Source organism: Stenotrophomonas sp. AB1(2024) (assembly GCF_037482345.1).
Classification (GTDB): Bacteria; Pseudomonadota; Gammaproteobacteria; order Xanthomonadales; family Xanthomonadaceae; genus Stenotrophomonas.
This window is the reverse complement of sequence record NZ_JBBHKO020000001.1, coordinates 3,443,150-3,454,663: the sequence shown is the minus strand read 5'-3', so window position 1 is coordinate 3,454,663 and position 11,514 is coordinate 3,443,150. Positions and strand designations below refer to the sequence as shown.

The window sequence follows — 11,514 nt, the reverse complement described above, 5'->3', positions numbered from 1 at the left end:
TCGTTAAAAATTTGTAAAAACACGACACTTCGGGCACGATTGGCATGTGATGTGCGTCACACTTTACGCACAAGTAGATTCTTTTGAAGGGATGCTCCCGGGGGTTCCATGTACATCCATCGGCCGCTGGCGCTCTGCGTCGGCCTGGCGTGCGCCACGCTTTGCCTGACGGTTCCAGCTGCTTCTGCGGCGACCTCGCGGGCTGACCACCTGGCAGAGATCAGCACCTACCGCGATAAAGCGCAGTGGCTGGACGCGCTTGCCGCGATCGAACGCGCGCAGGTAGACGTACCCGACGATGACCTGCTCTATCGCCTGCAGGTACTCACGCTGTCGGACATCGGCAACGCGCACCTGGCGTGGCAGCGTTACCAGGCGCGCCCGGAACTGTTCGACGAGGCACAGAAGCAGCGCTTTGAAGCCAACTACCTGGCCAAGCGGGTCGGCTGGAGCCTGGCCTACGGCACCAGCGAAGACACCCGCCTGGACGAAGCCGAAACGGCATTGGCGCAGATGGAGCGCTACCTGCAGCGCAATGGCCTCACGGTGCAGACCGCGCCGCTGCGCATCCGCTTCGACCGTCTGATCCTGCTCAACCGGCTGGGCCGCCACGAACAGGTGCGCGACCAATACCTCGCCCTGCGTGCGGAAGGCCACGAGCTGCCCAACTACCTGATGGCCGCCGTCGGCGATTCGCTGATGGCCAGCCAGCACCCCGAAGAAGCCATTCCAGTACTGGAAGCGGCACTCAAGGCCGACCCGGGCAGTTCCGAAGTGCATGCCGAGCTGGCCTACGCACACCTGGAAAGCGAGCGCGCCGGCACGGCCATTGGCATGCTCACCCAGTGGCAGGCGCAGGAACCGGCCTGGCGCTGGGCCAACGATGCACGCGCGCCGTATGCCAACTGGCCGCGCTACGAAGCCGACCTCAACCTGGCCATGATCCGCGCCTACAGCGGCGACCTGCCCACCGCCCAGCGCGAGCTGGAGAAGATGGTGGAACTGGCGCCGGCCAACGGCGGCACGCAATCCTCGCTGGGCAACGTGTACATGATGCGCGGCTGGCCACGCCGGGCGCTGGAACGCTACAGCATGGCCAATACGCTGGACCCGCGCGACGTCCCGGCGCGCCTGGGCCAGTACGAGGCCTACGTGGAACTGCAGCGCGACGACCTGGCCCGGCCGATCCACGATTCGCTGCTGGAACGCTACCCCAACCAGCCTTCGGTGCAGCGCATGGACCGCAGCTGGAAGGCGCACCGTGGTTGGCAGCTGCATGCCTACGCCGAAGGTGGCCGCAGCTCAGGCGGTGGCGGCACCTCGCCACTGGGTAACGACGATGGGCGTTACGGCGTTGAAGTGCAGTCGCCGGTAATCGACGACCGCTGGCGTGTGGTGACCTTCGCCGACCGCCGCAGCGTGGACTTCCAGGACCAGACCATCCACCCGCTGCGGATCGGGCTGGGCACGCGCTACCGCCATGGGCGGGCGGATGCCGAAGCGTTCGTCAACCGCGCCAACGATGATATCGGCGATACCGGCCTGAACGCCGGCTTCGGCTGGCAGTTCAGCGACACCTGGCATGCCGGGGCGACCGCCGCACGCAACGATGCCGATGCCTCGCTGCAGGCACGCGTCTCGGGCATCACCGCCGACAGCGTGGCGCTGGCGGTGGATTACCGCCGCAACGAGCTCACCCACTGGAGCGCCGGTGCCAGCCAGTTCCGCTATGACGATGGCAATCGCCGCGACACGCTCAGCACCAGCATCCAACAGCGCCTGCTGACCCGCCCCACCCTGCTGCTGGATGGCCTGGGCAGCCTGTATGCCAGCCGTGGCAGTCGCGATGACGTGCCCTATTTCAATCCGTCCGAAGACCGCTCGGCAGAGATCGGGCTGCGCGTGGACCAGCAGCTGTGGCGCCACTACGAGCGGCACTTCCGCCACCGCCTCACGGTGTCGCTGGGCAACTACTGGCAGCAGGGCTACGGCAGTGCGCGGGTGCCTTCGGCCGAATACCGCCATGAGTGGCAGCTGGCCGATGGCCGGATCTTCGAATACGGCATCAGCTGGTCGCGGCCGGTCTACGACGGCAACCGTGAACGACACATCGGCCTTGATGCCGGCCTGCGCTGGGGACAATGAGATGCGACACATGGATTTGAAGCGCTCCACCGCCTGGCTGCTGCTGGCCCTGCTGGCGCTCTGCACCACCGTGCAGGCCGCGCCGCCGGTACTGGATTCGGCCGACAACGGGTTGCTGGTGCTCAGTTATCACGACGTCCGCGACGACGTGGCCATCCAGGGCGACCCGGATGCCTATGCGGTAAGCACGCAGAATTTCGCCGCGCACCTGGACTGGTTGTCGGCGCACGGCTACCACCCGGTCTCGCTGTCGCAGCTGATCAGCGCTTCGCAGGGCGGCACCCCGCTGCCGCCCAAGCCGGTGCTGCTCACCTTCGATGACGGCCTGCGCAGCGTGTACACCAAGGTGTTTCCGCTGCTGCGCGCCTACCACTACCCGGCGCTGGTGGCGGTGATCACCGATTACGTGGACATGCCGGCCGGGCGCAGGATCGACTACGGCTACCGCCCGTTTACCCATGATGACTTCCTGACCTGGGCGCAGCTGCGCGAAATGCAGCGCAGCGGGCTGGTCGAACTGGCCAGCCACACCGACAACCTGCACCACGGCGTGCAGTCCAACCCGCAGGGCAATTCGACCCCGGCGGTGATCACCCGCACCTACGACCCGGCCACGCAGCAGTACGAAACCGCCGCGCAGTACCAGGCGCGCCTGCGCGCGGACCTCGGCCTGAGCGTCAAACGCATCCAGGACAACGTGGGCGTGAGCCCGAAGGCGATCGTGTGGCCGTATGCGGCCTACAACGCGCTGAGCAACCGCATTGCCGAAGACCTGGGCATGCCGGTGTCGTTCGACCTGGAAGGGCGCAGCACGCCAGTCACCCGCGACCTGCACGGGCTGGCCCGCCTGCTGGTGACCGGCAACCCGCAGGTGACCCAACTGGCCTACGAACTGCGCCGCGACATCGAACGCGATGGCATGCGGGCGTTGCAGATCGACCTGGATGCGGTGTACGACACCAACCCGGCCCAGCAGGCGAAAAACCTGGACGCGCTGGTCGACCGGGTCAAGAAGATCGGCCCCACCCACGTATTCCTGCAGGCCTTCGCCGACCCGGACGGCAATGGTTCGGCCGATGCGCTGTACTTCCCCAACCGGCACCTGCCGATGCGCGCGGACCTGTTCAACCGCGTGGCCTGGCAGCTCAAGACCCGCGCCGAGGTGAAGGTGTATGCGTGGCTGCCGGTGCTGGGCTATGAGCTGAAGGACCCGGCGATCCGCAAGGCGCTGGCGATCGGGAGCCCGGAAAGCGATGGCATCTTCCGGCTCGATTTCACCAACCCCAAGGTGGGCCGCATCATCGCCGATATCTACGAAGACCTGGCAATCAACTCGTACTTCGAGGGGCTGCTGTTCCACGACGATGCCTACCTGCGCGACACCGAACTGGCCAACCTGCCGCAGGAAGGCGACGATGGCACGCGCACCCAGGCACTGATCGATTTCACCCTGGCGCTGCGCGATGCCGCGCAGCGCTGGCGCCCGAAGCTGGCCACCGTGCGCAACCTGTACGCGCAGCCGGTGCTGCAGCCGCAGAGCGCCAGCTGGTTCGCCCAGCGCCTGGACCTGTTCAACAAAGCCTACGACCACACCGCATTGATGGCGATGCCATGGATGGAAGGCAGCCGCAATCCGGAGAAGTGGCTGGACCGGTTGGTGGTGGCTGTGCGCGAGCACGACCCGCAGCTGTCGCAGACGCTGTTCGAGCTGCAGACGGTGGACTGGCGCACGCAGACGCCGATTTCCGGCCAACGCCTGCGTGCCCAGATCCGGCGCCTGCAGGCGCAGGGCGTACGCCATTTCGCCTGGTACCCCGACGATTTCATTGCCGGGAAACCGTCCACCTACGATGCGCGCGCGGCGATGTCGGCACGCACCTTCCCTTACGAGGAAAAGTGAGGCCGCCATGCATCCGTTCCTCTACCTGTTGTTCCAGTTCGCCTTCTTCTACCCGATGGTGATGGCGTTCTTCTGGATGTCCGGCGGCCTGTATTACTTCTTCCGCCGAGAACGCAAGGCGCGCCTGCGCGACGACCCGCCGCCGATGGAGCACTACCCGTTCGCCTCGATCCTGATTCCGTGCCACAACGAAGCAGACAACCTGGCCGATACGCTGGGCGCGGCACTGGCGCAGAAGTACCCGGATTTCGAGGTGATCGCCATCAACGATGGCAGCCGCGACGACACCGGTGCACGCCTGGATGCGATGGCCGCCCAGCACCCACGGCTGCGCGTGGTGCATCTGGACCGCAACCTGGGCAAGGCCAATGCACTGCGCATGGGCGCGCTGGCGGCACGCTCTGAATACCTGGTGTGCATCGATGGCGATGCGATGCTGGAAGAGCACGCCACCCACTGGATGGTCTGGCACCTGACCTCGGGCCCGCGCGTGGGCGCGGTGACCGGCAACCCGCGCATCCGCAACCGCTCCACGTTGCTGGGCAGGCTGCAGGTGGCCGAGTTCTCTTCGATCATCGGCATGATCAAGCGCGCGCAGCGCGTGTACGGGCGCATCTTCACCATTTCCGGGGTGATTGCCGGCTTCCGCCGCACCGCTCTGCACCGCATCGGCCACTGGGCCGACGACATGATCACCGAAGACATCGACATCAGCTGGCGCCTGCAGATCGACCACTGGGACATCCGCTACGAGCCCAATGCGCTGTGCTTCATCCTGATGCCCGAAACCCTCAAGGGACTGTGGCAGCAGCGCCTGCGCTGGGCCCAGGGCGGCGTGGAGGTGCTGCTGCGGCATGGCCGTTCGCTGTTCGACTGGCGCAAGCGGCGGATGTGGGGGGTGCTGCTGGAATACGTGTTCAGCGTGCTGTGGGCCTACACGATGTTGGCCATCATTGTGCTGTGGGTGCTGGGCAGGTTCATGCAGCTGCCGCAGGAGCTGTACATCGCCACGCTGCTGCCGCAATGGCATGGCGTGATCCTGGCGCTGGTGTGCCTGCTGCAGTTCGCCAGCAGCCTGATCATCGACCGTCGTTACGAAACGCATATTGGTCGCAACTACTTCTGGGTGATCTGGTACCCGATGGCGTACTGGCTCATCAGTCTGTTCACGACCCTGGTGGCCCTGCCCAAAACGCTGCTCAAGCGCCGTGGCAAGCGGGCGATCTGGGTCAGTCCTGACCGGGGAATACGATGAACGCCACCAAGCCGACCCGCCGCTACGATTCGCGCCTCATCCGGAAATCGCGCCAGCAGCCGCGGCTGCAGCGCACCGCGTGGGGGTTTGTGACCATCGCTTTCTGGGCGTTTTATTTCTACCTGTGGGCGCCACTGGTGACCGCCGTTTCCTGGCTGCTGGGCGGCGAGATGGCCTTCGTGCAGCTGTACGAATACAAACAGTCGGTGGACCCGTTCATCGTGATCGCGCTGCCGGTGATGCTGGTGTGCTGTTCGGCGCTGCTGATCGCATGGGCCGAGTACAACCGCCTGCGCTTTGCCGGCAAGGACCGCCGCAATCCGCGCGTGGAGGTGTCCCTGGAAGAGATCGCCCACAACCTGGGTGCCAACCCGGTACTGGCCGCGCAGCTGACCAATGGCAAGGCGGTGACGCTGCACATGGACGACCAGGCAAGACCGGTAGGCCTGACCGAGCAGACTCTTTTGCCTCGGTAATGTCGTAGAGCCACGCCGCGCCCCCTGACCAGCGGGCGCCCTTCCGATGAACGCATCGCCATGCGCGGGGTGCCCACCGCCGGAAGTGGACATGGTTGTGTGCGTGGCTGCGCGCGGTGTGCAGATGCCTTCACATCCCTGACCGAGCCACAGGCGTAGGCTCCTGCCTCGGAGACATCCCGCACTTGATCGTGAGGGGATACATCATGTCGACTATCGAGACTCTGATCAGTGAAGTGGCACGTGCTACCGGCCTTGGGCAGAATGCACAGAAGTTCATTGGCGTCGTAGCCGGTTACATCTTCAACCAACCCGGCGGACTGGCGGGATTCAAGGACAAGTTCCAGGCTGCGGGATCTGGCGACCTCTTCAACTCGTGGATGTCCGGCCAGTCCAACAAGCAGTCGATCGATGCGAACCAGATGCGCAGCGCCCTGGGCAACCAGGGCGTCGAGGAGATCGCTCAGAAGTCAGGGGTTGGCGCCAAGATGGTTCCGGGCCTGCTTGCCACGGTGGTTCCGATGATCATCAACGCCGTCACCGCCGGTGGCGTCATGCCCACGTCGCTGCCTGCAGGTTTTGCCAGTCTGGCAGACGGCACCAAGCGCCGGACGCCTTCCTTCCGCCTCTGGCGTTGGCTGTTGCCATTGATTGCGCTGCTGGCCCTGGCCTGGTGCGGCTGGCAGTCGCGCAACGTGGCCAAGGCGCCTCCCGCCTCCGCTCCAGCGGTCAACGTTGCTGCAGCCGCTGTCGACCCCACCCTGTCGTTCCAGAACTCCGGCGGTAGGGTCACAGTCAACGGCAGGCTGCCGACGGTCGCACAGAAGGCCAACCTGGTGGGGGCGCTGGCAGGCGTCTTCGGCACGCAGAACGTGGCAGCGGACATCGAGGTAAACGCCGCGACACGTGCAGCACCGTGGCTGGAACGCCTGAAGGTGCTGATCCCGGACATGAAGGCGGACGGACTGAAGTTCGCGTTCAACGGCGACACCCTCAAGCTCGACACCTCGGCGCTGGCGCCTGACAAGCGCGCACAGATCAGCCAAGCGTTCCAGGCCGGGCTGGGCAATGTCCAGATCGAGGGGCTGTTCGACCAGGGCACCCAGGCCCTCAGCGCCCTGACACCCGGCGCCAGCGGCGCAGACCTGACCGCGGCGTTGAACAAGACCACGGTCAATTTTGACACCGGGTTGGCCACGCTTACCCGCAGCAGCGACGCCATCCTTGAAATGGCCGCCACGGCCATCAAGAACTCGGGCGAAGGGTTCAAGGTGGAGATCAACGGACATACCGACAGCCAGGGCAACGCCACCACCAACCAACAGTTGAGCGAACAGCGTGCGCAGGCCGTGCGCTCGGCCCTGATCAAGCGTGGTGTTCCAGAGGCCCGGTTGGTGGCGCGTGGCTTCGGCTCAAGCCAGCCGGTGGGCGACAACCGCACCGAGGAGGGCCGCGCGGCAAACCGGCGGATCAACTACGCCGCGATGTAGCAACCCGCTTCGCGTAGACCGCGCCCTGCCACGCAGGGCGTGGCACTACGTGCGGGTCTGGCCGGTGCCCTGGACGATGAAGCGCTCTACTGTCAGCGCTTCCAGGCCCATGGGGCCGTAAGCGTGCAGGCGGGTGGTGGAGATGCCGATTTCGGCGCCCAGGCCAAGTTCGCCGCCATCGGAGAAGCGCGATGAGGCGTTGACCATCACCACGGCGGCACGCAGCGCGCGAATGAAGCGTTGGGCGGCTGACGGGTCTTCCGTGACAATGACTTCGGTGTGGTCCGAACTGTACTGCTGGATATGGGCCAACGCCTGTTCGAGGTCGTCGACCACGCGTACGGCGATGATCAGATCGAGGTACTCGGCGGCGAAGTCGTCTTCGGTGGCCAACGTGGCCTGTGGCAACCACTGGCGGGCGCGGGCGTCGGCGCGGAGTTCCACGCCGCGTTCGCGCAACGCTGCTTCGGCCTGCGGCAGGAACGTCGCTGCGACATCGGCGTGTACCAGCAGGGTTTCCAGTGAATTGCAGGCCGAAGGGCGGCTGCACTTGCCATCCACCAGCACTGCGAGCGCCTTGGCCGGGTCGGCGGCGCGGTCCACGTACAGGTGGCACACGCCCTTGTAGTGTTTGATCACCGGCACGCGCGCATGTTCGGCCACGAAACGGATCAGCCCTTCCCCGCCGCGCGGAATGGCCAGGTCGACAAGGTCGTTGAGCTGCAGCAGGGTGAGCATGGTCTCGCGGCGCAGGTCTTCGACCAGGGTGAGCGCGGCATCGGGCACCCCGGCATCGCGCAGGGCGCGCTTGAGCGCGGCGGCGATGGCGGTGTTGGAATGGATCGCTTCGGAGCCGCCGCGCAGGATCACGCCGTTGCCGGCCTTGATGCACAGGGCGGCGGCATCGGCGGTGACGTTCGGGCGCGCTTCGTAGATCATCGCGATCACGCCCAGCGGTACGCGTACTTTCTGCACGCGGATGCCGTTGGGACGGATGTCGTCACGGGTGATGCTGCCGACCGGGTCCGGCAGCGCAGCCACGTCGCGCAGGGCGGCACTGATGCCGGACAGGCGGGTTGGGTTGAGTGCGAGGCGGTCGAGCATCGCGCTGCCCACGCCCTTGGCTTCGGCGGCGGCAAGGTCGCGCGCATTGGCGGCGAGGATGGTGTCGGCGTCGGCGTCCAGTGCGTCGGCCATGGCATTGAGCAGCGTTGCCTTGGCGTCGGACGAAAGCTGCGCCAGCACCTGCGCGGCGGCGCGGCAGGCCAGCGCCTGGGTGCGGATATCAACGATGGGGCTGGCAACCATTTCAATATCCTCGTCAAATTCGCGGTAGAGCCACGCCCTGCGTGGCTGCGCGGTGTAGCGGCTTCGTCCGACAGTGCAGCCACGCAGGGCGTGGCTCTACGCGTCGGTCAGATCAGTACCAGATCATCCCGGTGGATCACATTGCCACCGTAGTTGTAGCCCAGCACGCTTTCGATGTCGCGCGAATGCCGGCCGGCCACGCGGCGAATATCGCTGGCTGAGTACTGGCTCACGCCCCGTGCCAACGTCACCTCGCCGCTGGCGGTTCGCAAGCGTACCTGCACCATGTCGCCCCGGCGGAAATCGCCCTCGGCGCCGGTCACGCCGCCGGGCAACAGTGAGGCGCCCTTGTCGCGCAGCGCGGCCGCCGCACCTTCGTCCACCACGATCGCGCCGGCTTCCAGCGGCGCATGCCGCAACCAGTACTTGCGCGCCGCCTCGCGGGTCTGCCCGGCATGGATGCGCGTACCGAACAACCGGCCCTGCGCCAACGCGCGCACCACATCACCGTCGCGCCCATTGAACAGGCACGTATCGATGCCGACACGCCCGGCCTTTGCCGCTGCTTCCAGCTTGGTATGCATGCCACCGGTGCCTGCACCACTGCCGGCACCGCCGGCCATGGCCAGCACCTGGGTAGTGAGCTCGGGCACGTCATGGATCGGCCGCGCCTGCGGATCGCGACGCGGGTCGGCGCTGTACAGGCCGTCGATGTCGGTGGCAATGAACAGGATGTCGGCGTCGATCAGCGCGGCCACGGTGGCAGCCAGGTTGTCGTTGTCGCCAAGCTTGAGTTCATCGACCGACACGGTGTCGTTCTCGTTCACCACCGGCAGCGCACCCAGCCGCAGCAGCTCATTGAGCGTGGCGCGTGCGTTGAGATAGCGGCGGCGGTTGCGCAGGTCGTCGTGCGTGAGCAGCACCTGCGCCACCGGGCGTTCGAAGAAACGTTGCCACAGCCCGATCAACTGCGCCTGGCCCAGCGCGGCCAGCGCCTGGCGCGCGGCCATGGCGGCGCCGGCTTCGATCGCACGCGGCACGATGGCACGCCCGGCCGCCACCGCGCCGGACGACACGATCACCACTTCGCGCCCGGCCAGCACATGCGCGGACACGAACTGGGCCAGGCCAAGCGCATGGCGCGGCGACAGACCGCCACCGTCTGCCGCCAGCAGGCTGCTGCCGACCTTGAGCACGGCGCGCTTCCAGCCGGGCACGGGCTGTTCGGGGAACGGGGACTGCACGCGGGTGGGGCTCATCGCGGGGGCTGCCTCAGCGGGTGGACCATTCGTGGACGGTGGCGGTAGCACTGCCTTTCACCAGGAGCGGATCGGCATCGACGATGGCCTGCGCGGCGGCGCGGTCGGCGACGTTGTGCAGCACGTAGGCGCCGCCGGTCTTGTCGGTGAAGCCACCGGTGATCAGCAGCTGGTCGCGGGCGCGGACGTCATCAAGGAAACGGACGTGTTCGGCGCCGACGTCGTCGCGGAATCCGGGGGTGCGGGTGACCAGTACGAGGTAGCAGAGCTTCATTTGGCACCGTGTCGTGTTGGCTGGGTCGGCCGTGTCGGTAGGGTTGGCAGGATCGGTAGCAACCGGTGCACGTTTCAGCCATGCAGGTGGCTTGTCCGTGCACCGTATCCGTTACACCAGGGCGGCCCAGCGGGCGCGCAGTTCATCCAGCCGCAGGTCGGCGGCCGCGCCGGGCGACACGCGTGCGGCCAGGCTGCCTTCTGGGGTGCGCCCCTGCCCCGCCGTGTCCGACGCCGCCGCCGCAGCCTTGTAGGCCTCGCGGAACGGGACACCGGCCACGGCCGCTTCCACGGCCACGTCGGTGGCGTACATACCCGAGTCGATCGCAACGCGCAGCTTGTCCTCGCGCCATTCCAGGTTGGCCAGCAGCGCCGGCAGCAGCTCGAGGGCGGCCAGGCCACGGCCGAAACCATGGAAGATGGCGCCCTTGCTGCCCTGCAGGTCACGGTGGTAACCGGACGGCAGCGACAGCAGCTGCTCGATCTCGGTGCGCGCGGCGGCCACGCTGGCGTGGGTGGCGCGCATCAGTTCGATCACGTCCGGGTTGCGCTTGTTGGGCATGATCGAACTGCCGGTGGTGTACTGCGCCGGCAGCGCGACGAACCCGTATTCGCCACTGGTGAACAGCGACAGGTCCCAGGCCAGGCGGCGCAGGTCCAGGGTGGCACCGCCGAGCGCTTCCAGCGCGGCCAGCTCGAATTTGCCGCGCGACAGCTGCGCGTAGATCGGCGAAATCTGCATGCGCGCAAAGCCCAGCGCCTGGGTGGTGTGCGCACGGTCCAGCGGCAGGTTCACGCCATAGCCGGCGGCGGTGCCCAGCGGGTTGGCGTCGACCAGGGCGAAGGTGTCGTGCGCGCGCACGGCGTTGTCGATGAAGGCTTCGGCCCAGCCGGCCCACCACATGCCGGCCGAAGACACCACGGCACGCTGGATGTGGGTGTAACCCGGCACCGGCAGGTGCTGCTCGGCGTCGGCGCGGTCGAGCGCGACCTTGGCCACTTCACGGCTCAGCGCGGCGACCTGCAGCAGCTTGTCCTTCAGCCACAGGCGGGTGGCGACCAGAATCTGGTCGTTGCGGCTGCGGCCGGTGTGGATCTTGCGGCCGGCATCGCCCAGGCGCTCGGTCAGGCGCGCTTCGATCGCCGAATGGCAATCCTCGAAGCGCTCGTCGAGCACGAACGCGCCACTGCGGAAATCGTCGGCCAGCACATCCAGCTCGCGTTGCAGGTCGGTGCGCTCGGTGGCGGTGAGGATGCCGATGTTCTCCAGGCCCTGCGCGTGCGCCTTGCTGGCCTGCACGTCGTAGAGGAAGAACTCGCGGTCGAGGATGACGTCATCGCCGGCGAGGAAGGTCTGGATTTTCGCATCCACCGCCACGCCGGGCTTCTGCCACAGAAGGTCTGCCAT

Annotated in this window: 9 protein-coding genes; 5 read left to right on the top strand and 4 right to left on the bottom strand. The window is 66.7% G+C overall.

Going from position 1 to position 11,514, the window contains the following annotated elements; translation table 11 throughout:
* Positions 1–108 precede the first annotated feature (108 nt).
* The 5 genes from pgaA to WIX41_RS15495 all read left to right on the top strand — a co-directional run bounded on the left by pgaA (position 109) and on the right by WIX41_RS15495 (position 7,266).
* Positions 109–2,145, top strand: coding sequence for a poly-beta-1,6 N-acetyl-D-glucosamine export porin PgaA (gene pgaA / locus WIX41_RS15515; RefSeq protein WP_339448996.1), 2,037 nt, complete (start codon positions 109–111; stop codon positions 2,143–2,145).
* A 10-nt stretch (positions 2,146–2,155) separates the two neighbouring features.
* Positions 2,156–4,045, top strand: a complete 1,890-nt coding sequence (gene pgaB, locus WIX41_RS15510) for a poly-beta-1,6-N-acetyl-D-glucosamine N-deacetylase PgaB (RefSeq protein ID WP_339448994.1) — start codon at positions 2,156–2,158, stop codon at positions 4,043–4,045.
* Positions 4,046–4,052: 7 nt separating this feature from the next.
* Positions 4,053–5,300, top strand: coding sequence for a poly-beta-1,6-N-acetyl-D-glucosamine synthase (pgaC, locus tag WIX41_RS15505; protein WP_339448992.1), 1,248 nt, complete (start codon positions 4,053–4,055; stop codon positions 5,298–5,300).
* Entirely contained in the window at positions 5,297–5,776 is a 480-nt protein-coding gene (gene pgaD / locus WIX41_RS15500) for a poly-beta-1,6-N-acetyl-D-glucosamine biosynthesis protein PgaD (protein WP_339448990.1), read from the top strand. The genes pgaC and pgaD overlap by 4 nt, the downstream gene beginning before the upstream one ends.
* Positions 5,777–5,871: 95 nt before the next feature.
* Entirely contained in the window at positions 5,872–7,266 is a 1,395-nt protein-coding gene (locus WIX41_RS15495; protein WP_339448988.1) for an OmpA family protein, read from the top strand.
* Positions 7,267–7,311: 45 nt separating this feature from the next.
* Here the strand turns inward: WIX41_RS15495 and WIX41_RS15490 are convergent, their stop codons facing one another.
* From WIX41_RS15490 to argH, 4 genes are all read right to left on the bottom strand, one after another.
* A complete protein-coding gene (locus WIX41_RS15490; RefSeq protein ID WP_339448986.1) occupies positions 7,312–8,574 on the bottom strand; it encodes a glutamate-5-semialdehyde dehydrogenase in 1,263 nt (420 codons plus the stop codon).
* 107 nt (positions 8,575–8,681) lie between these two features.
* Complete coding sequence (gene proB, locus WIX41_RS15485) at positions 8,682–9,833, bottom strand: glutamate 5-kinase (protein WP_339448984.1); 1,152 nt, start codon at positions 9,831–9,833, stop codon at positions 8,682–8,684.
* A 13-nt stretch (positions 9,834–9,846) separates the two neighbouring features.
* The gene (locus WIX41_RS15480) at positions 9,847–10,107 is read right to left on the bottom strand and encodes a YciI family protein (RefSeq protein WP_339448982.1); all 261 of its coding nucleotides are present in this window, start codon (positions 10,105–10,107) and stop codon (positions 9,847–9,849) included.
* A 111-nt stretch (positions 10,108–10,218) separates the two neighbouring features.
* The gene (gene argH / locus WIX41_RS15475) at positions 10,219–11,514 is read right to left on the bottom strand and encodes an argininosuccinate lyase (protein WP_339448980.1); all 1,296 of its coding nucleotides are present in this window, start codon (positions 11,512–11,514) and stop codon (positions 10,219–10,221) included.

What these genes read in the sequence shown, in the direction of transcription:
- pgaD (WP_339448990.1), top strand. Translation starts at nt 5,297, where the DNA reads ATGAACGCCACCAAGCCGACCCGCCGCTACGATTCGCGCCTCATCCGG.
- pgaB (WP_339448994.1), top strand. Translation starts at nt 2,156, where the DNA reads ATGGATTTGAAGCGCTCCACCGCCTGGCTGCTGCTGGCCCTGCTGGCG.
- argH (WP_339448980.1), bottom strand. Translation starts at nt 11,514, where the DNA reads ATGGCAGACCTTCTGTGGCAGAAGCCCGGCGTGGCGGTGGATGCGAAA.
- pgaA (WP_339448996.1), top strand. Translation starts at nt 109, where the DNA reads ATGTACATCCATCGGCCGCTGGCGCTCTGCGTCGGCCTGGCGTGCGCC.
- proB (WP_339448984.1), bottom strand. Translation starts at nt 9,833, where the DNA reads ATGAGCCCCACCCGCGTGCAGTCCCCGTTCCCCGAACAGCCCGTGCCC.
- WIX41_RS15480 (WP_339448982.1), bottom strand. Translation starts at nt 10,107, where the DNA reads ATGAAGCTCTGCTACCTCGTACTGGTCACCCGCACCCCCGGATTCCGC.
- pgaC (WP_339448992.1), top strand. Translation starts at nt 4,053, where the DNA reads ATGCATCCGTTCCTCTACCTGTTGTTCCAGTTCGCCTTCTTCTACCCG.
- WIX41_RS15490 (WP_339448986.1), bottom strand. Translation starts at nt 8,574, where the DNA reads ATGGTTGCCAGCCCCATCGTTGATATCCGCACCCAGGCGCTGGCCTGC.